Source organism: Pedobacter folensis (assembly GCF_056490665.1).
The window spans coordinates 40,095-65,694 of record NZ_JBWJIF010000005.1; the positions used below are offsets into that span (position 1 = coordinate 40,095).

Below are 25,600 nucleotides of genomic sequence, written 5' to 3' on the forward strand. Positions count from 1 at the left end.
AACCTGCGAGGCTTCTGAGTAAATTCTTCATTTCGCACCGTCATCCTGAACTTGTTTCAGGATCTATCCTATCATTATGATGTTGAATTAAATTCAGCAAGACAGCCTTGCCTAATCCTGCTGTTCTTTTTTATTGATAAAAAAGTAGACTGGTACACCCAGCAAAACAATCACCAGTCCGGGCCAGGTATATTGTTGTTTATAAATTAAGAGTAAAATGCAAAATGCTGCCCCGATCAATAAGTAAATAATCGGTGTAATTGGATATAACCAGGTTTTATAGGGCCTCTCAAGCTTAGGTTGTTTTATCCTTAAATAAATCACGCCAAAAACAGTAATCATATAAAAAAGCACAATCACAAAGGAGATCATATCTAACAGGTTACCATATTGTCCGCTTAAACATAAAGCAGATGCCCAAATGCCCTGCATCCACAGCGATTTTTCAGGAACTCCATTTTTGTTATTTTTAAGTGCTGCTTTAAAAAACATTCCATCTTTTGCCATGGTTTGAAAAACCCTTGCACCGGCTAATACGATTCCATTAACACAACCAAAAGTAGAAATCATCACCAGCAAGGCAATTACAATGGTGCCAATCCCACTGCCAAAAATTTGCTCTGAAGCGGCAACAGCAACCCGGTCGTTAAGGGCAAAAGCAATGCTATCTCTGTTTAGGGTATTGAGATAGATAAAATTAACCAATAAATAGAGAATCATAACTGCTGAGGTACCCAAAACCATAGAACGTACCACATTTTTTTTTGGGTTTTCGATTTCTCCTGAAACAAAAGTTACATTTTCCCAGGCCACACTTGAAAATACCGAACCAACCATTGCTGCTGCAATCCCCCCCATTATTGTCATACCGGAAATGGATTCCCAGCCAGATTTCAGGAAATTCCCGCTTGCATCTGTTTTAAGATTATTAAAAGCACTCGATCCAAAACCCAAATTTTCAGCCCAAAAGCTGTTCTTTACCAGGAAGAAGCCTAAAATAATTAAACCAATTAAAGCCACAATTTTAGATCCTGTAAAAATATTCTGTAAGATTTTACCACTTTCAACACCTTTTGTGTTGATATAAGTTAAAAGCAGAATAACACCAATAGCCAAAATCTGTATCCAGGTAATTTTATAGCCGCCGCTTTGAAAAATTGGAGCTGCATCGTTTAACGCAGGGATTAGATAGGCTGTAAATTTACCAAAAGCAACAGCTACAGCTGCAATAGTTCCGGTTTGAATGACCGTAAACAAGCCCCAGCCATAAAGAAATCCCATCATTTTACCGAAAATCTCTTTCAGGTAAGTATACTGCCCACCTGCTTTAGGAAACATAGAAGAAAGTTCGCCATAAGAAATTGCGGCTGCAACCGTCATCACTCCGGTTATCACCCATACCACAATCAACCAATAGCCAGAACCTAAGTTCCGCATGATATCGGCACTAACAATAAAGATACCGCTTCCGATCATTGAGCCCATTACCAGCATTGTCGCATCAAAGAGGCTTAATTTTCTTTTAGAAGGCCCATCTTCTTTTTCAATTTTCATTTTTAGTTGAGTTTAGTTTGTGGCTAATTTATTTAAAAAAAAGAAATTAGGCGTGCTTACCCTGTATTATTTTAATGCTGCGAATTTTTATTTGCGCTGATCATGAAAATTTTAATCACAAGAAAAATATTTTATTATCTTGCTAGATATAAGTACGTAGTTTGGAGAGAGACGTTTGGCGCTTAGTGTTTGAGATAAACTAAACAATTAACCGATTTATACAGTTCACCAATAAACAACATAATAACCAAATATAAAACCAATTATTAACTATGGATTTTTTACAAAACAATTTAATTTACTGTATCCCGGCCCTGGGCCTTGTCGGGATTATAGTTATGATGATTAAAAGTGCCTGGGTAAACAAGCAGGATGCAGGTGATAAAAACATGCAGGAACTTGCCGGCTATATAGCCGATGGCGCTATGGCCTTTTTAAAAGCCGAATGGAGAGTATTGAGCATTTTTGCTGTTTTTACGGCTGCGCTTCTGGCCTACTCGGGAACCATTACCGAAATTAAAGGTGTACCGATGCATTCGAGCTGGATTATCTCTATCTCTTTTATTATAGGAGCGGTATTTTCTGCAACTGCAGGTTATATCGGAATGAAATCGGCCACTAAAGCGAATGTTAGAACCACACAGGCTGCCAGAACCAGTTTAAAACAAGCATTAAAAGTTTCGTTTACCGGCGGTACCGTAATGGGCTTAGGTGTAGCTGGCCTTGCTGTTTTAGGTTTGGGCGGCTTATTTATTGTGTTTTTAAAACATTTTAACGTTGTATCTGTAAACAGCGTTGAAATGAAAACGGCTATAGAAGTTTTAACCGGTTTTTCTTTAGGTGCAGAATCTATTGCTTTATTTGCCCGTGTTGGTGGTGGTATTTACACCAAAGCTGCCGATGTTGGTGCAGATTTAGTGGGTAAAGTTGAAGCCGGGATTCCTGAAGATGATGTACGCAACCCGGCAACCATTGCCGATAACGTGGGTGATAATGTGGGTGATGTTGCCGGTATGGGCGCCGATTTATTTGGCTCATATGTGGCAACCATATTGGCCACCATGGTTTTAGGACAGGAAATTGATGTAAAAGACAATTTTGGAGGCATGTCTCCTATTCTCTTGCCAATGGTGATCTGCGGATTGGGTATTATATTTTCGATTATCGGAACCTGGTTTGTAACCATAAAAGATGAAAAATCGAACGTACAAACCGCTTTAAATTTAGGCAACTGGTCATCAATCATAATTACGGCAGTTGCTTCATTTTTTATTGTGAAATGGATGTTACCAGAAACCCTTAACCTACGTGGTTATGAGTTTTCGAGTATAAATGTATTCTACGCCATTATTGTGGGTTTGGTAGTGGGTACCATTATGAGTCTGGTTACCGAGTATTTTACGGCAATGGGCAAAGGACCTGTAAATTCCATTATCCAGCAATCGTCAACAGGGCATGCAACCAATATTATTGCAGGTTTAGCGGTTGGAATGAAATCGACCGTGATTCCGATTTTGGTATTGGCCGGAGGGATTATGTTATCTTATCATTTTGCGGGTTTATATGGCGTGGCAATTGCCGCAGCAGGTATGATGGCCACTACGGCAATGCAATTGGCTATTGATGCTTTCGGACCGATTGCCGATAATGCAGGCGGTATTGCCGAAATGAGTCAGTTGCCACCAGAAGTACGTGAGCGTACCGATAATTTAGACGCGGTTGGAAATACCACTGCTGCCACGGGTAAAGGATTCGCGATTGCATCTGCAGCATTAACCTCTCTGGCATTATTTGCCGCTTTTGTAGGTATTGCAGGCATTACAGCAATCGATATTTATAAAGCTCCGGTTCTTGCCGGTTTGTTTGTTGGAGGCATGATCCCTTTTATCTTTTCGGCGCTTTGTATCCAGGCAGTGGGTAAAGCCGCTATGGACATGGTGCAGGAAGTTCGCCGCCAGTTTAGAGAAATTCCGGGCATTATGGAATATAAGGCCAAACCAGAATATGAAAAATGTGTAGCCATTTCTACCAAAGCCTCTATCCGCGAAATGATGATGCCAGGTGCTATCGCCTTAATTACGCCGATTATTGTTGGTTTTACTTTCGGTCCTGAAGTTTTGGGCGGATTATTAGCAGGAGTAACGGTTACGGGTGTATTAATGGGTATCTTCCAAAGTAATGCAGGTGGCGCCTGGGATAATGCCAAAAAATCTTTCGAGCAGGGTGTAATGATTAATGGCGAAATGCACTACAAAAAATCAGAACCACATAAAGCTTCTGTAACTGGCGATACTGTTGGAGACCCTTTTAAAGATACTTCGGGGCCTTCAATGAACATTTTAATCAAATTAATGTCTATTGTTTCACTAGTTATTGCTCCATACATCGCAGTTAAGGCAATTGCAGGCGAACACAAGCTAGAAGTTCGAAAAGAAATCAGAATTGAGCAAAAAACGGATAGTTTAGGACATAATATTGCCGATACTTTAACAAACACTACCGATACCTTAAGCCGTTAGTTGTAAAATCATAGATATAATAAAAGTAAAAGGGATTTTTAACCAAAATCCCTTTTACTTTTCCGTAATTTTTAATTACGTTTGGGGCTGAATTAATCTAAACAAAAACTATAATATGGGTTTATTTACTAAAAAGCCAATGCATCTATTGCTTGAAGAAGCAGGTGATTCAGGCAAAGGCTTAAAGCGCACACTTAGTGCAGGTGCATTAGTTGCATTAGGTGTTGGGGCTATTATTGGTGCCGGGCTATTTGTTCGTACGGCTGCTGCAGCCGCTCAAAATGCTGGTCCATCAGTTACAATCGGTTTTATAATAGCGGCAATAGGCTGTGCTTTGGCAGGCTTATGTTACGCTGAGCTCTCTTCTTCTATTCCAATCTCTGGTAGTGCATATACTTATACTTATGCCACCATGGGCGAGTTAATGGCCTGGGTTATTGGCTGGGATTTAGTGTTAGAATATGCTGTTGGTGCTGCTACCGTAGGTATTGCCTGGAGTGAATATCTGAATAAACTACTGGTCGAAGTATTACATACCTCACCCATACCCTACGAGTGGTGCCACTCGCCTTTCCAATCGCATCCTGATGGCACCGTAAATGGAATCATGAACCTTCCTGCTTTGTTTATTGTAGGTTTGTTAAGTTTACTTTTAATTAAAGGAACATCAGAATCTGCTTTTGTAAACGGTTTAATCGTAATTACCAAAGTGGGTATCGTGATCTTAATTATTGTTTTAGGATGGGGTTTTATAAACGAATCTAATCACCATCCATATATTCCGGCTGCTACCACTTATGTAGATCATGCAGGTATTAGCCATAGCTTTGGAGGTTTCTGGGGTGTTATTGGTGCTGCCGGAACGGTGTTCTTCGCCTTTATCGGTTTTGATGCCGTAAGTACTGCCGCTCAGGAAACTAAAAACCCTAAAACTGCAATGCCAATTGGTATTTTAGGATCATTAGCCGTTTGTACGGTATTATATATCTTATTCGCACACGTTTTAACAGGAATTGCACCAGTTGAGTTTTTCAGAACCAAAGGTGGTGAAGCATCTGTAGTAGCTGCAATCAGCGAATACATGACCGGATATTCATGGTTATCTAAATTAGTAACCGTAGCTATTTTAGCAGGTTTCTCTTCTGTAATTCTGGTGATGTTATTGGGCCAAAGCCGTGTATTTTATTCGATGAGTAAAGATGGTTTATTACCTAAAATGTTCAGTGATTTACACCCGAAATTTAAAACACCTTATAAAGCAAATTTAGTGATCCTGATTATTGTAGGTTTATTTGCTGCATTTATCCCTGGTGACGTTGTAGGTGATATGACCAGTATCGGTACCTTATTTGCATTTATGCTGGTTTGCGTGGCGGTAATTATCTTAAGAAAAACTGATCCGGATCTTCCTCGTCAGTTTAAAACACCTTGGGTACCTTTAATTCCAATTTTGGGTGTTGTTGCCTGTGGTTTAATGATCCTTGGTTTAGGCTGGACAAACTGGTTAAGGTTATTTGGCTGGTTAGCACTAGGATTTATCATTTACTTCGGATACAGTAAAAAGAATTCACATTTGAAAGACGTTAAATAAGTTATATTTTCAAAAAAATAAAAGCCCCGGCCAAAAGTCGGGGCTTTTTTATGTTAAATAATTGTTAATAAAGCTACCTTTGCAAAAAATTGATAACATGTGCCGCAATTCTGCCAAAATTAAAAGCGTTTATTTCTCCTTAACCATTGTTTTACTATTCATTTCCACTACAGGATATGCTCAAAGAACAATTAATGATGTAATGGATTCTACCACGGTAAACCATTTGCTCATTATTTCGAAGAAATATGGATCCTTATCTTTTAGTGGTTATTTACAACCACAGTTTCAATTGGCGCAATCGAACGGCACTCAAGCAGAATATCAGGGTGGTAACTTTGGCGAATATACCAATAACCGTTTTAGGCTAAGAAGAGGGCGTTTAAGAGCAGATTATATGATGTTAACCGATGATGGAAGTCCTTCTACCTATTTTGTGCTTCAGTTTGATGGTACAGAGCAAGGTGTAGCCATTCGGGATTTCTGGGGGCGTTACTATGAGAATAAATGGAAAATACTGGCGGTAACTTTAGGGCTTTCAGGACGACCGTTTGGGAATGAACTGCAATTATCTTCTTCAGTAAGGGAAGCGCCAGAGCGTGGTCGGATGTCGCAGATTTTAATGAAAACAGAACGTGATCTGGGGGTTACCTTTACTTTAAATCCACGGTGGAAAAACGCCAGATTGAAAAATTTTGTTTTCGATTTTGGTATTTACAATGGACAAGGCTTAGCTGGTAGCGGAGAATTTGATAACAGCAAAGATTTTATCTTCAGGTTAAGCCACAAAACCTATGCCTTTAAAAACTTCACTATTGCCGGTGGCATCAGTACTTTACAGGGTGGCTTAAATCACCGTTTGCCCGTAAGTTATAAAATGGATAGAATCAACGATCAATGGAAAATGGTCAAGGATTCGTCAACTTCAACCATCAATAAAGTTGCCCCACGAAGGTATTATGGTGCCGATATTCAGCTTGCTACCAAAACGAAGAGCTGGAAATCGGAGTTAAGGGCAGAAGTGGTATCAGGTTTGCAAACAGGTACTTCAACCACATCAACTACACCGGGATCCTATCCTGTTGATAGTAAATCAATAGCGCTACCATATTATACCCGTACCTTTAATGGTGCCTATCTTACTTTTGTACAAACCTTAAATAGTACCGATAATCAGCTGATTTTAAAATACGACTGGTATGACCCGAATTCAAAGGTAAAAGGACTTGATATATCCAGCGCCCAGGGACTTTCTCCGGCCGATGTCCGTTTTGATACTTTTGGCTTTGGTTTCCTACACCACTTTAACCCACATTTTAAAGCGGTGCTTTATTACGATATCATTAAAAATGAATCGACCCAAATTCAGGGCTACACCACTGATAGAAAAGACAATGTACTCACCTTAAGAACACAATTCTATTTCTAATAAATAATGGCACAATTGAGGAATTGATACAAATTCCGCTACCTTTGCTTAAAATTGTCCCGCTATGAAATTCGATTTTATGACGTTCAACTTAAGCCAGATCCTGTCTACAACGATGGTGCTCTTTGCTATTATCGATATTTTGGGAGCCATTCCAGTTGTGATCGAGCTACGCAGAAAAGCCGGGCATATCGAATCAGAAAAAGCATCCCTTGTGGCTGCAGGTTTAATGATCCTCTTTTTGTTTGTTGGAGAGTCGCTGTTAAAAGTAATCGGACTGGATGTAGAATCTTTCGCCATTGCGGGTTCATTTGTGATCTTTTTTATTGCGATGGAAATGGTACTGGGATTAACCATTTTTAAAGAAGAAGCGCCTGAAACCGTGTCTATTGTTCCATTGGCCTTTCCTTTAATTGCAGGAGCGGGTACAATGACCACTTTACTCTCCTTAAAAACAGAATACCATACCCAGAATATCTTAGTGGGCATTATACTCAATATGTTGTTTGTTTACTTTGTATTGAAAAACACCAACAGGCTGGAAAAACTTTTCGGAAAATCAGGTTTAAATATCTTACGCAAAGCCTTTGGCGTAATTTTATTGGCTATCGCGATTAAATTGTTCAGGAATAATACAGGGCTTTAAGGATAGAAGAGCTGAGATGGAAGATGTAGCTTCGTTTTTTACATTACCTGTAATGACGATCGCGCTATTAAATGACAATGCTTCAATCAATTTGTAACAATAATTGCGTATATTCATCTAACAATAAAGCTCAATATAATGAACAGCTTTGAAGAATATACCTTAATTATTGGAGCCATAGCCGTTTTAATCGAAGCGGTAAAATACTTCAAAAAGAATTTCAAATCCTGGTTTGAACATACGTAGCGTGGGTCGTCATCTCGAATGAAGCGCAGCGAAATGGAGAGATCTATCGGGTTAGATTTAGCTTCGCTGAGCCTTAGATTTCTCGACTGCGTTGCACTTCGCTCGAAATGACGGTATTTCGAAGAAAAATTAATCGAACTTAGTTTAAACACCCCGGGCTTAAAATCCCATAATCCTTTAATCTTGGCTAATCCTGTCTCTTCTTGATCAACCTCGCCACAAACATAGTATCAGCGTTATTTTCATAACCCTTTATTAACTCCATCTTTTCCAGCTCCAATGGAAGCTGATCAAGCATATGCTGAACAACGGCCTCGTTTTCAGCTTCAAAAGCTGAGCAAGTGATATAAACCAGGGGTTTACCTGGCTTTAAATATTTTACAATGTTTTGTACAATACCTTTTTGAATGGTAGCAAACTGATTAATTTTCCTTTCCTCGAAAAACGTGAGCATTTCGGGAGTTCTTCCCCATGTTCCAGAACCCGTACAAGGGGCATCCAGAATGATTCCGTCAAAGGCATAGTGATGCAATATCTGGTCGTTATTCTGCAGAAGATCGATTTCTTTTTTATGGTATTTTTTGATCCCGGCTAAACGGAAACGTTCATCTAAGTTTAAGAGTACACTTTCTCTCAGGTCAGAGACCAAAAGCTCGATAACAGGCTCCAAACTATGCAACAGCAATGTCTTTCCTCCGGATGCCGCACAGCAATCCCACCATTTATCCCATTTGTTTGGTTTAAAATAATTGCCGGTATGTTGCGATGATAAATCCTGAACCTGATAACTGCCTTCCTTTAAAACGGTTTCGAGCTTGGTTCCATTGGGTAAGGCCAAAGCAGTTTCAGAAATGGCTTTAACCGTTATGTTTTCATCTGCTAATGTTGCCACAATAGCTAAAGATTCTTCGGCCGCTACCCTGATAAACAAATCTGGCTGTTTAAAGAACGAAGCAAAAAATGCCTCTTTATCGATATCGTCAGAAAGCGCTGCATGAAAAGGATATACCTCTTTTATATCAAAGTCATGGTATTTGGCTTTAATCAGGTTTAATTTCTCCGCTAAAGGCAAAGCAATACTTTCCACCAGATCAGGGAGATTTTTCTCTACAACAAGACTTAACGTATCATGGCATAAGAAATCGGCAATGCTTAAACGTTCTTCCAGCGGAAGTGCCGGTAAAGTTTTACCTAACCTATAAAAGCTATAAATATGTCGCGTAGCCCACCTCCTATCGGATGAACCCATTTGCTTATGTTGCTTAAAATAGCCGGGCAGAAAACGATGCAAGGGCAAACTTCCATCATAATTATTTAAAATCTGTTCAAAGGCTCTTAACTGATGATCTGCTCTCATGCAATAATTAAAATGGAAGAAAAAATGATAGAATTACTCAACTAGGTTTAACGCAAAGTTTTTAAACTTCAGCAACATTAAACTGGTGTTAATATAGCCTAATTTTTCATCATGGATAAATGAAAAGTTATTATGAAGGCCTTTATATTTATCTTTTACCAGGTATTCTCTATAATCCTCTCCGTAATTGCTTAATAACTTACCAAAGTAGTAGCCAACATCAAATCCCTTAAATGCATATTCACCAGGTTCAAATCCGTATCTGTAGCGGTATTTTTTAATAAAGGCAATAACCGCGCTGCTTTTATAATCTATTTTATAAGAAGAGCTGATAATGGTATTTAGGTCTTGTAGTTTATCCGTCGGGTAGTTTTGTTTTACCCAGTTAGGATGACCGAATAGATTAATGCTATAACCACCTGCAGGAAGATGTTTTAATTTATACAATTTTTCTACGGTTGGCAATATAAAAGTCCTGTCGGATGAGGTAAGCACCACCACATATTCTTTACCTTTGATCATTCTCGTTTCAAAAGCATAGGCCGAAGCATACTCCTGTACCACAAACTTGGCATTGGCTTGAAAATAGCTCCTGATCGGTGCAGCAAATTGTTCGTCTTCTGTTTTCTTAGGATTAATCAGCACCACTATCGTATTGGCAGGATTATAGTTTTTAGCGATGTATGTAGCAATCTTTTTTCCATGCAAACCAATATTATTTACAATGGAGATCAGATTTGGGTTATTAAACTCAGCCGGTTCGGAAGCAGCCAAAGGCGATACGATAACGGCATTATTTTCTTTAGCATAATTGGAGATAAATTTTAACCCATCTGGAAAAACCGGTCCAATAATTAAATTGCTTTGTTTAAAACGTTCATTTTTATATAAGACAGAGATGTGTGCATTATCATCCTGGGTATCAAAAACGTTGAGTTTAAAATTTAAACCCTGAGTGGCAGCAGAATCCAATCCCAGTTTAAAGCCCTGATAAAAATCGATAGGCATGGCATATTTCTCGATATCGGCTTTTGTAGCTGTTTTTAAATTCAGCTCATCCAATTTAAAGGGAACAAGCAATGATACACTGGCCTGCGAAAACTTTTTGATCGGCTTTTTCTCTGCCGGTTTCTCTTTTTCAACCGGTTTACTCGTTTCGGGTTTAGGTGTTCTAATTTTAGGCGAACAAGCACCCAAAATCAATGTAAACAAAACTGGCAACCAATAAACCTTCCTGAAATTCATACCTATCATTTTTAACAAAATATGCTAGCAAAGTTTATTCCACCTTGCTAGCATAATCATATTATTTGTATATCGACTCCTGACTAAAGACTCAGGACTCCGAACTAAACTTATTCCCACTCAATAGTTGCAGGTGGTTTAGAACTGATATCATATACCACTCTATTGATTCCTTTAACTTTATTGATGATTTCGTTAGAAATTTTAGCCAATACCGGATAAGGTAAATGACACCAATCAGCAGTCATCCCATCAAGCGATTCAACCGCTCTTAAGGCAATTACATTTTCGTAAGTACGTTCATCGCCCATTACCCCAACAGATCTTACTGGTAAAAAGATCGCACCTGCCTGCCATACTTTATCGTAAAGGCCTGCTTCCTTAAGGTTATCGATATAAATTTTATCGGCATCCTGTAAGATAGCAACTTTTTCAGGGGTAACCTCTCCGATAATGCGGATACCTAAACCTGGCCCAGGGAATGGGTGACGACCTAAAATAAACGATTCTAATCCTAAAGTGGTACCTACTCTTCTTACTTCATCTTTAAACAAAGTTTTAAGTGGCTCTACTACTTTAAGTTTCATAAAATCTGGCAAACCACCCACATTGTGATGCGATTTAATGGTTGCCGATGGGCCTTTAACCGAAACGGATTCGATAATATCCGGGTAAATTGTACCTTGGGCCAGCCACTTTACATCTTGAATAAGATGAGATTCTTCATCGAAAACTTCGATAAACACGCGGCCAATAATTTTACGTTTGGTTTCCGGATCTTCTACACCAGCTAACTGACCTAAGAATTTATCCTTTGCATCAACACCTTTAATGTTTAGTCCGAAATCTTTGTATTGCTCTAAAACACTTTCATATTCGTTTTTACGCAATAAACCATTATCAACAAAAATACAGTGAAGGTTTGTGCCAATGGCTTTATGCAAAAGCACTGCAGCAACACTACTGTCAACACCTCCTGAAAGGGCCAGAACAACTTTATCATCACCTACAGTAGCTTTAATATCAGCAATGGTGGTTTCAACGAATGCAGCAGAAGTCCAGTCCTGGCTGCATCCGCAAATATCAACCAGGAAGTTTTCTAAAAGGATTTTTCCATCAATACTGTGTGTTACCTCAGGGTGAAACTGGATGGCGTAAGTATCTGAATCTTTAATGTGATAAGCGGCCACTTTTACACTATCGGTACTGGCAATCAATTCAAAGTTTTCAGGAATATCAGTAATGGTATCGCCATGACTCATCCAAACTTGCGAATCGATGTTGATTCCTTTAAATAATTTATTTTCCTGGTTTACAAAATTCAAATTAGCGCGGCCATATTCGCGGGTTGAAGATGGTTGAACGGCACCACCTGAATGTTGGGCAATATATTGTGCACCATAACAAACAGCCAATAATGGATATTTTAAATGGTATTTCGATAAATCGATTTGAGGTGCATCTTCCTGACGGACAGAGTAAGGACTACCCGAAAAAATAACACCTTTTACATCAGGCGTAACCTCAGGAAGATTGTTATATGGATATATTTCACAGTAAATATTTAGTTCGCGAACCCTACGAGCGATGAGTTGTGTAAATTGCGAACCAAAATCGACGATAATGATTTTTTCTTGCATCCGCAAAGGTACCAATTAGATATGAGATTTAAAGCCGGAGATTTGAGATTTTTGAAGGAAAAAGCTAAGCGCTTGGTGCGTGGCGTTTGGCGTGATTAGACACTGAAAAATAAACTAACTGAAATTGAGCTTAGACGCGGGCATCAATTAACCGATTTAAACAATTAACCGTATTACAGTCCGGAGTCGGTAGTCCGGAGTCCGAAGTCAATTAACCGATTAAATAATTCATTTCTATGTAATTGGTCGTTACCTATGAACTCATCACAAATGAACTATAATTACCAAACCACCTTTAAACCTGCCGATTGGTATTTATTAATGTTTTCGTCTTTGCTGATTAAGGTTATATCTTTTTGAATAGCTTGCCATATCAACATCCTGTCAAAAGGATCTTTATGCCAGGTAGCATTTAGCTTATAATGACTTGCTGCTAATTCGGGCGAAACGGGCATTAAGTCAAAACCCACATCTTTTGCCTGCCTCATCAATTCATTAGGTTCTAAACCAATGAGATTGAGTTTACCCAGTGCATATTTAAGCGATATTTCCCACAGACTAATGCCGCTAATAAAAATTTCATTTTCGTTATTTTCAATTACAGAAGTTGCCTTATCTGAAAGCCTTTTCGGATCAATTATTGTCCACAAAAACACATGTGTATCTAACAAGTAAATCATAGCCCTAGCAGCTCTTCATCTGTCATTGCAAAATCGTCATTAAAAATCACCTGAGCCTTACCTTCCAGGGGGCCCAATTTCCTTTTAGTTTTACTTTTACCCGATTCGGGAAGAAAGTAGCCAATAACCTCTTTTTTTCTACCATAAGTTACGGCAATACCAATACCCGCTTTAACATCTTCAAGCACCTCAGAAAAGTGAGCTTTAAATTCTCCAACTGACATTGTTTTCATAACTAAAAGTTTTATAATCAAATATAGACAAAACTTGTCAAGTTGTCAAGTTGAAATTGACTTATGTTTTTAGATTTAAACTTCGTTTGCTGATATGCGATTTGCAGCTACTAATGACGAATGAACCAATGAACCTCTATGATTCAATCAAAACGACCTCAACACCAAACTTTCGTAAAAAATCTACACCCTCATCGCTAGGCAAACCTTTATAAGCTGCATACGATTTAGAATAATACACCAATTTAATTCCCGACGACAGAATCAAACGCGCACAGGCAATACAAGGCGATAAGGTGGTGTATAAGGTACAGCCTTCTATCTTCGATCCATTTTTAGAAGCATACAGGATCGCATTTTCCTCAGCATGCAAGGCTAAAGAGCAACTCCCCTTACTATCACGTGCACAGCCATGTTCTGGCCATTCCTCATCACAGTTATGCGTACCGGCTGGCGGACCATTATAACCAATAGAAATAATACGGGTATCTTTTGTGAGTACTGCACCTACATGGGCACGCACGCAGTGCGAACGGGCTGCCAAATCGGTGGCAAGGTTCATAAATATCGAATCGAAACTTGGTTTGTCTGTCATTATCAAAATCAAAAAAGCCACAGAGAGATTAATCCCTGTAGCTGCAAAAATACTTTATTAAAAATTAATGTCCGCCTTCGGCAGTAATATTTTCAACATCGATACCTTGTTTCTTAAGTTCGCCACTCACTTTCCATGCAAAGAAAATTAAATAAGCAAACCCTAAAACAGGAATGATATAAGAATTGTGAATACCAGCACTATCAGCTAATTCTCCCTGAATTGGAGGAATGATCGACCCTCCTAAGATCATCATAATTAAGAATGAAGACCCCTGAGAAGTATATTTCCCTAATCCGGTAATGGCTAATGAGAATATTGATGGCCACATGATAGAACAACATAAACCACCACTAACGAAAGCAAAGATGGCAACATGACCAGTGGTTAGTAAACCAATAATCATAGCTATCGCACCTAAGGTTCCAAAAATAGCCAATGTTTTGGCGGGCTTTTCCTGACCAATAAAAACTGCTAAAATCATTACAGCAATACACAGTGCATAAACATATAAATTACCCACATCTGTACCGGTTGCGTGGTTAACACCTAAAATAATACCGAAAGCCACAAAAGGCACAATAACAGTTAAAACATTTTTGGTCATTTTAGTTAGATTGAAAGCACTAACCGCACCTGCCCATCTACCAATCATCATACTACCCCAGTATAAAGAGATGTAAGGTTTGATATCCGCATCGGCTAAACCTCCAAAATCTGGCAATTTAAGTAAAGCGCCCAAATTACTTTGAATAGTTACTTCTGTACCTACATACATAAAAATAGCTAACATACCCAAAACCAATTGAGGGTATTGCATTGCGCCCCAACTAGCAGCATTTTCCTTTTTTACGAAGTAACCGAATAATAATGCACCTAGAATGATTACAAATGAAGAGTAAACAAAGATAGATGCGCTAATTCCTGTCAAGTTTGCTAAAGGACTAGCAGCTGCAACCATTAAGAAACCTAAAATCATTACAACCAATGGTCCTGTAGGTTTGCTACTTGCTTCAATTTTTTCTGTACTTGTCACATCAGGAAGCTTGGATACACCAAAGAATATTGCAACGCCTAAAAATAGTCCAGCTAAAATATAGTACAAATTATTGATAGAAGAAATTTCCACCACCTTGGCAACAGCATCGTTCGCAGTTCCAAACAAAACAACACTTACGATAACCGGGCCCATCAAACCTCCAAAATTATTAATACCGCCAGCCAGGTTTAAGCGATGCGCACCACTTTCCGGCTCTCCTAAAGCCACTACAAATGGGTTTGCAGCTGTTTGTTGTAATGAAAAGCCTAAAGCAATAACAAAAAATGCAAATAGGATAAACAAAAACGAACCAGAATGTACTGCAGGAATCATAAGAAGGGCACCACCTGCAGAAATAATTAAGCCGGCAATAATTCCTTTTTTATATCCTATTTTGTTTAAAATATCAACTTTTGAGGCCTGTGAAGCAAAATATAAGATTAATGATCCTATAAAATACCCGCCATAAAAGGTAAAGTCTATTAATTGAGATTCGAATTGAGTTAATTTAAAATGAGTTTTACAAAAAGGAATAAAGATGCCATTTGAAGCGGCAACGAATCCCCAAAAAAAGAATACAGTTATAATTGTATATAGCGCTGTACCATAATTTTTAGTTGTGTCTTTTGTCATCGTTTGTTATTTGGTAAATTGTTTTAGTGGCTCTAAACATAAATAAAAAAAATGAAAACCCGTAAATTTTATGCAACCTGTGCAACAAAAATAAATGTTATATGTTTAGGTATAAAATTGCATATTCGCATATTATAAACAATACAATGCATGTTTGAAGCCATATTACTAGGTATAGGAGCAGGGATTATTTCGTCGTTTTTAACAGGGCCGGTATTTTTTGCAATGATCAAAACCAGCATAGAGAGGGGCTTCAAAGCTGGGTTTTCTTTAGCTGTTGGCGTAATCATTAGTGATGTGGTCTTAATTGGCCTGGTTCTTTTTGGCAGCCAGTTTTTCGATTATAAAGCAGAATTTGATAAATATGTAGGCACTATTGGGGGCCTGTTTTTGTTAGCCGTAGGTATATATTACCTGGTTTCTAAAATAACCGTGCATTACAATAGCTCGACTTTACAAAAAGTAAGCAAGCGGGGTTACGTCATAAAAGGATTTTTAATGTGCATCCTTACACCATCTACCTTAATGTTCTGGATTATTGTAAGCGGAATAATCTCGGTTAAGCTGAACAATATGCTGAACGAAAAGTTAGTCTGCTTTTTTATCGCCATGGCTACCCAATTGAGTATTGATGGTGCAAAAAGTTTCTATTCGAGTAAACTCCGTTATAAAATAAAGGAAGATGCACTTAAAAAGCTAAATAAAATCGCAGGTGTAGTCATCATCTTCTTTGCCATTTGGCTCATCGTTAAAACTTACCTGAAGTTCTACGCCTAACACCCCTCTTCCTCCTGCTTAGTTGCACTCAGGTGGCTTAGGTGGTCAAAAATTAAAAAACGGATGTTTTACGCCTTAATCAATTTGTGCCTTTGTGTCTTAGTGGTAAAACAAATCCTCACGATTGCCACCCGGAGCAAAGACCAAAACACTTTTTTTTTGAAAAGCAGGTGCAGTAACACTATTATTGTTAGTCCTGCCAATGCTTCAAGTCCTCACCCGATTCTAATTTAGTGCCGATTCTTTGGTAAAGGATCGGGCTCCGGGCTTTCCGCGAATGTCAGGTTTAGGTGGGAAAAAACAGTAACAACTCCATCAATCTCTTATAAGTATCGTCATTGCGAGAAGGCTTTTTTAGCCGATAAAGCAATCTTTATGGCAAGGATCACCAGCATGAAAGATTGCTTCCCCGAAAGGTCGGGACAGGCTGTCGTTCCTCCTCGCAATGACGATCTTCCTTTTGGAATCGGTCAATGGGGAGTCGAAGGGCACTTCTATAGTGTTGTCCGGGGCAAAAAATAAGCACAAAAAAATAGCCCATATAAATATGGGCTATTTTCTATTCATTCCCCTTTAGGGGATTTAGGAGCCTAATAAGCCCTTTGGTTATTTCCTTCTTTCCAGTTAACAAAAGCTTTATTTACCACTTTATTTCCACCCGGGGTAGGATAATTGCCTGAGAAATACCAGTCTCCCTTGTTTTTCGGACAAGCTTCGTGCAAGTTCTCTAAACTTTGGTAAATGACTTCAACCTCAGCAACCGTACCTTTTGGAGTAATAATCTGTGCAATTTTAGCCGAAATTTCTTCAGGCGTAAATGGTTTGTAAATATCCTTAACGTGGTTTACAATTTCCTCTTTAGGTAAAAGTAACGAAGCTTTACATTTGGTATAAACATCTTCAATTACCTGCCACATGCCACGCTCCGTTAACAACTGAATAGCCGCATCGAAAGCAACAAACTGCCCCATCCTGCTCATATCGATACCATAACAATCAGGGTAACGAATCTGAGGTGCAGAAGAGACAATAATAATTTTCTTAGGGTGTAAACGGTCGACAATTTTAATGATACTTTGCTTCAACGTAGTACCGCGTACAATAGAATCATCGAGTGCAACTAAAGTATCCTGGTGATTATTGATAATACCATAGGTAGTATCATAAACGTGCGCCACCATTTCGCTACGGTCTGCATCCTGAGTAATAAATGTTCTCAGTTTTACATCCTTAACCGCAAGCTTCTCCACACGCGGTGCTAAAGACAACAGGTCTTCGAGCTGCTGATCGGTTAGTGTTTCTTTTTTATGTAAAAGTATATCTTTCTGGTGCCTGCGTACATATTGCTGAACACCATCAACCATTCCAAAGAAAGCAACCTCTGCCGTATTTGGAATAAACGAGAATACCGTATTTTTTAAATCGTAATTAACCGCCTGAAGAATTTTATCACTCAATAAACGGCCTAACTGTTTACGCTCGCGGTAAATTTCTACATCACTTCCTTTTGAGAAATAAATACGTTCGAACGAGCAAGATAATCTTTCGGTAGGCTCACGGAATTGCTCCATGCTCACCTCTCCGTTTTTCTTGATAATTAAAGCATGACCTGGATCTATCTCTTTAACATCTTTAAACTGGATATTAAATGCAGTTTGTAAAGCTGGTCTTTCAGAAGCCGCTACAACAATTTCATCATCATAATAGTAATACGCCGGACGGATACCTGCCGGATCGCGCATAATAAACGAATCGCCATTACCCACCATACCACAGATAGAATAACCTCCATCCCAGGTTTTGGCCGAGCGGCGAAGAATGTTCGCGATATCTAAGTTATCTGATATTTTGTGCGTAATTGCAACGTTATCATGCCCTTCCTTTTTATACTGATCGAAAAGCTCCTGATTTTCATCATCTAAAAAGTGACCGATTTTTTCCAATACCGTTACGGTATCTGCTTTTTCTTTTGGATGCTGACCTAACTCGTACAATTGCTCCAATAACTCATCAACATTCGTCATGTTAAAGTTACCCGCAATCACCAGGTTACGTGTCATCCAGTTGTTTTGCCTTAAAAAAGGGTGGCAATTTTCGATACTGTTTTTACCATGCGTACCATAACGCAAATGGCCCATTAACACCTCGCCAATAAAGCTTACGTTGTTTTTGAGCCATTCTGTATCCTGCATTAATTCAGGAGTGTTTTCTTGGATATCAACAAATTTGTTCTGCACATATTCGAAGATATCAGCTACCGCATTAGATGCCATGCTCCGGTATCGGCTAATGTACCTACTGCCCGGTTTCATATCCAGCTTAATGGTAGCAATACCTGCGCCATCCTGGCCCCGGTTATGCTGTTTTTCCATTAAAAGGTATAATTTGTTAAGGCCGTAAAGTGCTGTACCGTACTTTTGCTGGTAGTAAGAAAGTGGTTTTAACAGGCGAATAAAAGCGATTCCGCATTCGTGTTTTATCTGATCACTCATTGTGTGGGTTTGAAGCCGCAAAGTTATCCTTTTAACTCGTTACAACCTAAAGAAAAATGTTTTCTTTTATTATGATGAGTTTAATCTGACAGATACGCTAAATGTATTCTAATCTGCCTTACCTACTTAAAATCATGTATTATTAATTAGAACCTTTCTAAATAATTTGCATAGTTAGTGTAAAATTCACAATTTCCAGTTAGCAGTTTACAATTGGCAGTTAACCATTAACCGATTTAAACGGTTAACCAATTAACCAACTTCACATTTTACTCGATTTCAACGGCGCTCCAAAGAATATCGAGGCATGTTCATCAAAAGCCAAAGGATCGCCACTGGTATAGAAATGCCTTTCGCCCTGTTTGGCTAGTTTTTGTTCGATCTCTGGATGCCTTTCTAAATAATCGATCAAACTATTGGCAACGATCTCGCCCTGCGTTAAAACGTTGATGTGATCAGGAAATACTTTTATCAGCCTGGGCATCAACAAAGGATAATGGGTACAGGCCAATAATACACAATCGATGTCTTTTGACTGGCTCAATAACTGATCACAATATTCATTGATAAAAAAATCTGCTCCTGGTTGCAGGTGTTCATTGTTTTCGATCAGCGGCACCCACATCGGGCAACTTTGCTGATAAACTTTGATCCCGGGAAAAAACTTATTGATCTCTAAAAGATAGGATTGAGAATTAACTGTTCCCCTGGTTCCCATTACACCAACCTGTTTCGTGCTGGTATACGCGTCAATCACTTCTGCGGTGGGCCTGATAACGCCCAGCACCCTCCTATCTGGGTATTTAGCCGGAAGATCGATTTGCTGAATCGTTCTAAGCGCTTTTGCCGAAGCAGTATTGCAGGCCAGGATGACCAAATGGCACCCTTTTGCAAAAAGCCATTCTACGCACTCTAAAGTATATTTATAAATGGTATCAAAAGAATGGTCGCCATAGGGCGAACGGGCATTATCGCCTAAATAGATATAGTTGTAATCGGGCAATTTATCGGCAATAGAACGGAACACCGTTAATCCACCGTAACCTGAATCGAAAATACCTATGGGCGAAGAGTTTTGCATGGGTGCTGTTGAAAAGTTGTAAAGTTAGTTGGAAATATTAGAAAACTTAGTTGGAAGGTTGAAATGTTTTACTCAATAAAGTATCTGTATTTCAATTTCTAATTTGCCGTCATTTCGAGCGGAGTACAACGAAGTCGAGAACCCGAAGGCCCTGCAAAGCAAAATCTATCCCGAGGTAGATCTCTCCACTTCACTGCGTTCCGGTCGAGAAGACGATTTATCTTCCAACAAAAAAGCGGAACTAAGTTAAACTTAATTCCGCAATATCATATTTCCTGACTTGAGACTTAGGACTCAAGACTGGGGACTGATAAAAGACTATTTCTTAGGAGCAGCTGGTTTTGCAGCAGTTGCTGAAATACCTAATTTAGATTTAACTGCAGCAGTGATATCGTCACCACCTTCCCAGAATACTAAATTGTTACCACCTTGTCCGTTTGCGATATCGAAAACGTAAGCTAAACCTTTTTCTTTAGCTACAGCAGAAATTGCAGTTGCTACTTTTGCCTGTATAGGTTGAAATAACTCACCTTGTTTAGTACCTATATCTTGTGAAGCTTTAGTACGCGCATCTTCAATTCTCTTACCTAAATCACCTAATTCAATTTGTGCCTGCTGTAATTCTTTGCCTACAGCTTCTTTGTTGGCTTCGCTCAAAGTTTTTTCTTTGTCTTGCGCAGCTTTTAATTTAGCCTGATATTCTTTGATCATTGCATCAATATCGCCTTGCTTTTGTTTACCTAAGGTTTCTAAAGTGGTTTGAGCTGTTTTAGCCTCTGGTAAATTTGCAAATACCTCCTCAGAATTAATGTGACCCAATTTTTGTTGTGCACTTGCCATATTCGCTGTAAACAATAACCCTGCTGCTACAAAGAATACGTTAATTAACTTTCTCATCGTTTTATTTTACTTTTTTATTTTTTTCTAATTGTTTTTCTTCAAAAATCAGGGGCGAATATACTAATTATTTACAGTCCCTGGTTTATAACCTAATTTTACAATTACGTCATTACTCACATCGTAACTGCTGCTTGCATAAATCATCATTGTTGCCTCACTGCTCTTGTCGAAAATGAAGTCTAAGTATTTAGATTTTGCAATCTGTTTAATCGCCTCGGCAACTTTATCCTGAATAGGTTTAATCAATTTTGCCCTGCTTTGAAAAAGATCACCATCGGGTCCAAACTTAGATCGTTGAAATTCTTTAGCCTGTTTTTCTTTTTCGATAATTTCATTTTCACGGCGCTTGCGCATATCATCGGTTAACAAAACCTGATCGGCCTGATAGGCCTTATACATTCTGTCGATTTCAGAAAAATTCTGATCCACTTGTTGCTGCCATTGTTTAGAGGCAACATCTAACTGACTTAATGCCGATTTATATTCTGGTAAATGCTTCAAAATATACTCCGTGTCTACATAAGCAAACTTCTGTGCAAAGGCACCAAAAGAAGTGCAAAGCAGGAATGCGATAAAAAGATACTTTTTCATTTGTGTGTGTGTGTTAATGATACAGTTAATAACCTAAGCTTTCTTTAAACTCCTATTGCAATGATTTATTGCATAATTAGTTAAATTTTTGTTCTTTATCAATTAAAATCCACCTAATTGTTGTGCGATACTAAAATGGAACTGACCTTTGTTCGCATCTGGTAATCCAGGTATAGCATCAAATCCGTATCCGTAATCAATACCTAACAAACCAAATATAGGTAAGAATATTCTGGCACCCACACCAACTGATCTTCTAATATTGAAAGGGTTAAAATCACTAAACCTGTTCCAGGTGTTACCACCCTCGGCAAAGGCCAGAACGAAGGCTGTAGCTTGCTGACTTGCAATAACCGGGTAACGTGCCTCTAATACATATTTAGTGTAAATCGGGCTACCAGATTGTTGCGCCACATTTGGATCAGAACCTACCGGAATTACTGTATTATTAGAATAACCACGCATGGCAATTAACTCAGATCCCTGTAAGAAATCGAATCCCTGCATACCATCACCACCTAGTTTGAAACGCTCGAATGCTGATTGGCCAACTGCTTTATTGTATTGACCCAAGAAACCAAACTGTGCTTGTGCTTTAATTACCAGGTTACCTACCACACGCTGATACCATTGTGAATCGAATTTCCATTTATGATATTCTGTAAAACGGTATTTTTCTTTATCAGATGCAGTTGCATAATTCACCTTGTTAAATAGTGAATATGGTGGCGTTGCCTGGATAGTGAAACGTAAGAACGACCCTGATTTAGGGAAGATTGGCGAATCTCTTGAATCGCGGCTAATCTCTTGTGATAAGTTTAAGTTATAAGAAGTACCCGTGCTAAATAAATATCCTGAATAGTTATTTAAGATATATTGTTGCAGGTTAACAGCATGGCTTAACTGGAAATAGTTATCTGGCCAGTTTAATCTTCTACCCAAACTAACAGTTACACCATTTAAACGTATTTTTTGAAACTGAACATCTCCACTACTTAATCCATTAGATTGTAATGAAGTAAACGCACTTACACCAAAACTTACTGGTTTCTCGCCACCAAACCAAGGTTGCGAGAATGAGAAACTATATGATTGATAGAATTTACCATTTGTTTGCCCACGTAAGCTTAGTTTTTGTCCATCACCTTTTGGTAAAGGTTTGTAAGCTTTTAAATTAAATAAGTTACGTAACGAGAAGTTATTAAAGGTTAAACCTAATGTACCAATGATACGGCCACCACCAAAACCACCTGATAACTCAATCTGATCTGAAGGTTTCTCTTCTACAGCATATTCAATATCTACTGTACCATCTGCCGGGTTAGGGCGAGGTGTAGGAACCGTTTTAGACTCGTCGAAGTTACCTAACTGACCAATTTCGCGAATGGTACGGATTAAATCACTTTTGTTAAATTTCTGTCCTGGTTTAGTACGGATCTCACGTAAAACAACCTTATCGTTTGTGATGGTGTTACCTTTTAAAGTAATGCGGTTGTTGGTATATTGCGGACCTTCGTACATGCGTAATTCCACATCAACCGTATCGCCGTAAATTTTGGTCTGTACCGGATCGATATTAAAAGTTAAATAGCCATTATCGGTATACATACTGTTAATGTCGCCACCGTTTTCGCCACCACCGTTTAATTTTTTATTTAATTTTTCTTCGCTAAAAACATCACCTTTTTCGATGGTTAATACTTTTTGCAAAATACTATCCGGATAAATGGCATTACCTGCCCAGGTAATATTACCAAAATAATACTTTTTACCTTCGTAAAGGTCCATTCTGATGTTCACCTTTTTCTTGTTGTACTGGTAAATGGTATCCTTTAATAATTCTGCATCACGATAACCTTTCTCGTGCATTTTGGCAATCATTTTTACCTTGTTCTCTTCGTATTTCTCTTTTGCGAATTTTCCAGAGCCCCAAAAGCGCCACCAGGCAAATTGTTTAGGGTTTTTAAGGTATTTTCTAAGTTTTGCCGATTTAAAATCTTTGTTTCCGGTAAAATCGATATGCTGTACTTTAACACGGTGACCTTTATCAATATTGGCTTCTAATACCACACTGTTTTCTGCATTCGGATCTTTACGTGTTTTGTAATCGATCTGGGTAAAGAAAAAGCCCTTATCCAATAAGTATTTTTTAACAATGGCTGAGGTCGTGTTGTAAAGGTTATCGTTTACGATTTTACCTGTTTTATCATTTAGCTTTTCCTGAATGGCCGTTTTTTCAGATTTACGGATACCTTTTAAATCGATAGAGCTTAAACGCGGGCGTTCAACTACTTCAATTTCAAAATAAACAGAATCCTGAACAAATTTTTCGATGTTAAGTTTAACATCATCAAACAAGCCCTGTGCCCACAACGTTTTAATGGCATCAGAAGTTGCCTCGCCGGGAAGAACGATTTTATCGCCTTTGGTTAATTTAGATAAGGTAATTAATACTTCTTTATCTAAATATTGGGTTCCGGTTACCGTGGTACCACCAATGATATATTCTTTTGGACTAAAATAATCGAGATCTAAGCCACCAACCTTTAAAGAGGGGGTTACCGGTGCCTGACCTTGTGGACGTACTTGAGCGAAGGCCGGAGCGGCTAAAACTAGTAGGATTAAAACTTGAAATATTCTTTTCATTAAAATTATTTGTTCAGTAATGGCCAAAAGGTAACGATATTTTATAAAGCAAAATGTCTTTATGTTGTTCCCTATTATGGTTTCATTTATCGTATAAAAGTGGTGCTAAGTTAGTTTAAACGCTTGTTAAAAAGTGTTAAAAGAAAAATTAGTTTAATTGCTCGCTAATTTTGCCAAAACGGCGTTCGCGTTTTTGATAGTCTACAATAGCCTCGAAAAGATCTTCACGTCTGAAATCCGGCCATAAAACATCCGTAAAATAAAACTCGGTATAAGCCATTTGCCAAAGCAGATAATTGCTGATCCGGTGTTCGCCACTGGTCCTGATCATGAGTTCAGGATCGGGTATATTTACGGTTGTTAGTTTTGATGAAAACAGGTCTTCGTTAATATCATCCAACGAAATGGTATTGTCTTTTACAGCTGATGCAATTTTTTTGGCGGCCTCTAAAATCTCCCACTTGGCGCTATAACTTAAGGCCAGTGTTAAGGTACATTTTTCGTTATGGGCCGTTTTCTCCATGGCTTCTTTTAAATCATCAATACACTCCTGGGGTAAAGATGAAATATTGCCAATGGCATTTAGCTTAATATTGTTTTTATTAAGTGTTTCGGTTTCTTTGTTGATGGTCGAAATCAGAATCTGCATCAAAGCATCTACTTCTTCTTTGGGTCTGTTCCAGTTTTCAGTAGAAAAAGCATATAAAGTGAGGTACTCAATACCCACCTCAACACAACCTTCTACAATGTCTTTTACAGAAAGTACACCTTGTTCATGTCCGAAAACCCGCACTTTACCCTGGCCTTTTGCCCATCTTCCATTACCATCCATGATTACGGCAATGTGCTTTGGCAGGCGGCTATAGTCTATTTGTTCTTTAAATCCCATTAATTATGTCAAAATCAGCTTAAAAGGAATAGCATTTTGAGGATACAAAGGTAAAAGATATGCCAACACTAACAAATAGATAAGTGTCCCTTTTTCGAAAATCGCCTCTTTGGATACCTGGCTGTCCGATTTGGTTGCGCGAAGGATCAGATAAATTAACCTGATTCTGGCCATTTCCAACAATCACCTGGTTAACCGGATAGCGGCCGCTCACATCATCAATATAATCTGTAGAGGGTGTTCTGTAGCCCAATTCGGTAAAAACACTCCAGGTATCTTTATAATTATACCTGAGCCCCAAGCCATATGGAATAGTTAAAACCGCATTTTTATATCCATTTTCCTGCCCTTCGGTGGCTAATCGGTCTAACCGGTATTTATCACCATCAACTTTTACGGTAGGTTTAAAAATAACCAAACCAGCCCCAACAAAAAGATATGGGGTAAACTGCCTGTTTCCTCCACCAAGATTAAAATTGAAAAAATTAAAATCGACCAGGCCGCTAAATTCGTTCAACGATGTTTTAAAACGCAGGTTTCTTTCGCGAAACTGTTCATTACTAGAGTTGGCATCATCTGCCTTGATCTGTCCGTAGGTATAATTTAAGCGAACGCCTACATATTGGTTAAAGTTCCGCTTTACATAAGCACCGCCCGAAAAACCGCTGATTTGTAAAGGATTGTTCTGATTGAGGTCACCCATATAACCTGCTCCACCACCCATTAGCCCAACTTCCCATGTACCTTCCTGCGCACGAACAATTTGCCCGCTAAAGATAAATAAGAGGAGAATTAACAGAGGTTTGGCTGGCGTCAT

20 protein-coding genes are annotated in these 25,600 nt (G+C 38.6%); 5 read left to right on the top strand and 15 right to left on the bottom strand.

From position 1 onward, the window contains the following. Positions 1 to 111 precede the first annotated feature (111 nt). Positions 112 to 1,554, bottom strand: coding sequence for an APC family permease (locus tag AC04QZ_RS22765; RefSeq protein WP_478359589.1), 1,443 nt, complete (start codon positions 1,552 to 1,554; stop codon positions 112 to 114). Between the two features lie 272 nt (positions 1,555 to 1,826). Here AC04QZ_RS22765 and AC04QZ_RS22770 point away from each other — a divergent pair, with 272 nt between their 5' ends. The 4 genes from AC04QZ_RS22770 to AC04QZ_RS22785 all read left to right on the top strand — a co-directional run bounded on the left by AC04QZ_RS22770 (position 1,827) and on the right by AC04QZ_RS22785 (position 7,739). Continuing rightward, positions 1,827 to 4,073, top strand: a complete 2,247-nt coding sequence (locus AC04QZ_RS22770) for a sodium-translocating pyrophosphatase (protein WP_478359590.1) — start codon at positions 1,827 to 1,829, stop codon at positions 4,071 to 4,073. Between the two features lie 115 nt (positions 4,074 to 4,188). Further along, positions 4,189 to 5,664, top strand: a complete 1,476-nt coding sequence (locus tag AC04QZ_RS22775) for an amino acid permease (RefSeq protein WP_086547427.1) — start codon at positions 4,189 to 4,191, stop codon at positions 5,662 to 5,664. A gap of 97 nt (positions 5,665 to 5,761) precedes the next feature. Further along, positions 5,762 to 7,093 carry a porin gene (locus AC04QZ_RS22780; RefSeq protein WP_478359591.1) on the top strand — a complete coding sequence of 444 codons (1,332 nt, stop codon included), beginning with the start codon at positions 5,762 to 5,764 and terminating at the stop codon, positions 7,091 to 7,093. Between the two features lie 79 nt (positions 7,094 to 7,172). Further along, positions 7,173 to 7,739: a MarC family protein gene (locus AC04QZ_RS22785; protein WP_086549389.1), complete on the top strand. Its 567-nt coding sequence runs from the start codon at positions 7,173 to 7,175 to the stop codon at positions 7,737 to 7,739. 433 nt (positions 7,740 to 8,172) lie between these two features. Here the strand turns inward: AC04QZ_RS22785 and AC04QZ_RS22790 are convergent, their stop codons facing one another. The 7 genes from AC04QZ_RS22790 to AC04QZ_RS22820 form a co-directional block, all read right to left on the bottom strand. Further along, positions 8,173 to 9,342, bottom strand: a complete 1,170-nt coding sequence (locus AC04QZ_RS22790) for an RsmB/NOP family class I SAM-dependent RNA methyltransferase (RefSeq protein ID WP_478359592.1) — start codon at positions 9,340 to 9,342, stop codon at positions 8,173 to 8,175. A 33-nt stretch (positions 9,343 to 9,375) separates the two neighbouring features. Further along, positions 9,376 to 10,587 (bottom strand): ABC transporter substrate-binding protein, encoded by a 1,212-nt coding sequence (locus tag AC04QZ_RS22795; RefSeq protein ID WP_478359593.1) that lies wholly within the window; start codon positions 10,585 to 10,587, stop codon positions 9,376 to 9,378. A 110-nt stretch (positions 10,588 to 10,697) separates the two neighbouring features. Beyond that, positions 10,698 to 12,227, bottom strand: coding sequence for a glutamine-hydrolyzing GMP synthase (guaA, locus tag AC04QZ_RS22800; RefSeq protein WP_478359594.1), 1,530 nt, complete (start codon positions 12,225 to 12,227; stop codon positions 10,698 to 10,700). Positions 12,228 to 12,508: 281 nt separating this feature from the next. Continuing rightward, on the bottom strand, positions 12,509 to 12,907 hold the full coding sequence (locus AC04QZ_RS22805) for a type II toxin-antitoxin system VapC family toxin (protein WP_478359595.1): 399 nt from the start codon (positions 12,905 to 12,907) through the stop codon (positions 12,509 to 12,511). Continuing rightward, entirely contained in the window at positions 12,904 to 13,140 is a 237-nt protein-coding gene (locus AC04QZ_RS22810) for a type II toxin-antitoxin system Phd/YefM family antitoxin (protein ID WP_478359596.1), read from the bottom strand. The genes AC04QZ_RS22805 and AC04QZ_RS22810 overlap by 4 nt, the downstream gene beginning before the upstream one ends. 136 nt (positions 13,141 to 13,276) lie before the next feature. Further along, entirely contained in the window at positions 13,277 to 13,735 is a 459-nt protein-coding gene (locus AC04QZ_RS22815; protein ID WP_086547433.1) for a deoxycytidylate deaminase, read from the bottom strand. 64 nt (positions 13,736 to 13,799) lie between these two features. Beyond that, on the bottom strand, positions 13,800 to 15,407 hold the full coding sequence (locus AC04QZ_RS22820; protein ID WP_086547434.1) for an MFS transporter: 1,608 nt from the start codon (positions 15,405 to 15,407) through the stop codon (positions 13,800 to 13,802). 150 nt (positions 15,408 to 15,557) lie between these two features. Between AC04QZ_RS22820 and AC04QZ_RS22825 the strand changes: the two genes are divergently transcribed. Then, positions 15,558 to 16,184 carry a LysE family translocator gene (locus tag AC04QZ_RS22825; protein WP_086547435.1) on the top strand — a complete coding sequence of 209 codons (627 nt, stop codon included), beginning with the start codon at positions 15,558 to 15,560 and terminating at the stop codon, positions 16,182 to 16,184. A gap of 590 nt (positions 16,185 to 16,774) precedes the next feature. Here the strand turns inward: AC04QZ_RS22825 and AC04QZ_RS22830 are convergent. From AC04QZ_RS22830 to porG, 7 genes are all read right to left on the bottom strand, one after another. Next, positions 16,775 to 18,676, bottom strand: a complete 1,902-nt coding sequence (locus tag AC04QZ_RS22830; RefSeq protein WP_086547436.1) for an amidophosphoribosyltransferase — start codon at positions 18,674 to 18,676, stop codon at positions 16,775 to 16,777. Positions 18,677 to 18,938: 262 nt separating this feature from the next. After that, on the bottom strand, positions 18,939 to 19,757 hold the full coding sequence (murI, locus tag AC04QZ_RS22835) for a glutamate racemase (protein WP_478359597.1): 819 nt from the start codon (positions 19,755 to 19,757) through the stop codon (positions 18,939 to 18,941). A 318-nt stretch (positions 19,758 to 20,075) separates the two neighbouring features. Next, entirely contained in the window at positions 20,076 to 20,654 is a 579-nt protein-coding gene (locus tag AC04QZ_RS22840) for an OmpH/Skp family outer membrane protein (protein WP_478359598.1), read from the bottom strand. Positions 20,655 to 20,717: 63 nt separating this feature from the next. Next, positions 20,718 to 21,248 (bottom strand): OmpH/Skp family outer membrane protein, encoded by a 531-nt coding sequence (locus AC04QZ_RS22845; RefSeq protein ID WP_086547439.1) that lies wholly within the window; start codon positions 21,246 to 21,248, stop codon positions 20,718 to 20,720. 102 nt (positions 21,249 to 21,350) lie between these two features. Next, positions 21,351 to 23,894: an outer membrane protein assembly factor BamA gene (bamA, locus tag AC04QZ_RS22850; RefSeq protein WP_086547440.1), complete on the bottom strand. Its 2,544-nt coding sequence runs from the start codon at positions 23,892 to 23,894 to the stop codon at positions 21,351 to 21,353. Positions 23,895 to 24,042: 148 nt separating this feature from the next. Next, positions 24,043 to 24,783, bottom strand: a complete 741-nt coding sequence (locus AC04QZ_RS22855) for an isoprenyl transferase (RefSeq protein ID WP_478359599.1) — start codon at positions 24,781 to 24,783, stop codon at positions 24,043 to 24,045. 19 nt (positions 24,784 to 24,802) lie between these two features. Then, positions 24,803 to 25,600, bottom strand: a complete 798-nt coding sequence (gene porG, locus AC04QZ_RS22860) for a type IX secretion system protein PorG (RefSeq protein WP_478359600.1) — start codon at positions 25,598 to 25,600, stop codon at positions 24,803 to 24,805.

Bases quoted from the DNA above. Each gene is read 5' to 3' on its own strand.
- AC04QZ_RS22765 (WP_478359589.1), bottom strand. From the start codon at position 1,554: ATGAAAATTGAAAAAGAAGATGGGCCTTCTAAAAGAAAATTAAGCCTC.
- AC04QZ_RS22770 (WP_478359590.1), top strand. From the start codon at position 1,827: ATGGATTTTTTACAAAACAATTTAATTTACTGTATCCCGGCCCTGGGC.
- AC04QZ_RS22775 (WP_086547427.1), top strand. From the start codon at position 4,189: ATGGGTTTATTTACTAAAAAGCCAATGCATCTATTGCTTGAAGAAGCA.
- AC04QZ_RS22780 (WP_478359591.1), top strand. From the start codon at position 5,762: ATGTGCCGCAATTCTGCCAAAATTAAAAGCGTTTATTTCTCCTTAACC.
- AC04QZ_RS22785 (WP_086549389.1), top strand. From the start codon at position 7,173: ATGACGTTCAACTTAAGCCAGATCCTGTCTACAACGATGGTGCTCTTT.
- AC04QZ_RS22790 (WP_478359592.1), bottom strand. From the start codon at position 9,342: ATGAGAGCAGATCATCAGTTAAGAGCCTTTGAACAGATTTTAAATAAT.
- AC04QZ_RS22795 (WP_478359593.1), bottom strand. From the start codon at position 10,587: ATGAATTTCAGGAAGGTTTATTGGTTGCCAGTTTTGTTTACATTGATT.
- guaA (WP_478359594.1), bottom strand. From the start codon at position 12,227: ATGCAAGAAAAAATCATTATCGTCGATTTTGGTTCGCAATTTACACAA.
- AC04QZ_RS22805 (WP_478359595.1), bottom strand. From the start codon at position 12,907: ATGATTTACTTGTTAGATACACATGTGTTTTTGTGGACAATAATTGAT.
- AC04QZ_RS22810 (WP_478359596.1), bottom strand. From the start codon at position 13,140: ATGAAAACAATGTCAGTTGGAGAATTTAAAGCTCACTTTTCTGAGGTG.
- AC04QZ_RS22815 (WP_086547433.1), bottom strand. From the start codon at position 13,735: ATGACAGACAAACCAAGTTTCGATTCGATATTTATGAACCTTGCCACC.
- AC04QZ_RS22820 (WP_086547434.1), bottom strand. From the start codon at position 15,407: ATGACAAAAGACACAACTAAAAATTATGGTACAGCGCTATATACAATT.
- AC04QZ_RS22825 (WP_086547435.1), top strand. From the start codon at position 15,558: ATGTTTGAAGCCATATTACTAGGTATAGGAGCAGGGATTATTTCGTCG.
- AC04QZ_RS22830 (WP_086547436.1), bottom strand. From the start codon at position 18,676: ATGAGTGATCAGATAAAACACGAATGCGGAATCGCTTTTATTCGCCTG.
- murI (WP_478359597.1), bottom strand. From the start codon at position 19,757: ATGCAAAACTCTTCGCCCATAGGTATTTTCGATTCAGGTTACGGTGGA.
- AC04QZ_RS22840 (WP_478359598.1), bottom strand. From the start codon at position 20,654: ATGAGAAAGTTAATTAACGTATTCTTTGTAGCAGCAGGGTTATTGTTT.
- AC04QZ_RS22845 (WP_086547439.1), bottom strand. From the start codon at position 21,248: ATGAAAAAGTATCTTTTTATCGCATTCCTGCTTTGCACTTCTTTTGGT.
- bamA (WP_086547440.1), bottom strand. From the start codon at position 23,894: ATGAAAAGAATATTTCAAGTTTTAATCCTACTAGTTTTAGCCGCTCCG.
- AC04QZ_RS22855 (WP_478359599.1), bottom strand. From the start codon at position 24,783: ATGGGATTTAAAGAACAAATAGACTATAGCCGCCTGCCAAAGCACATT.
- porG (WP_478359600.1), bottom strand. From the start codon at position 25,600: ATGACGCCAGCCAAACCTCTGTTAATTCTCCTCTTATTTATCTTTAGC.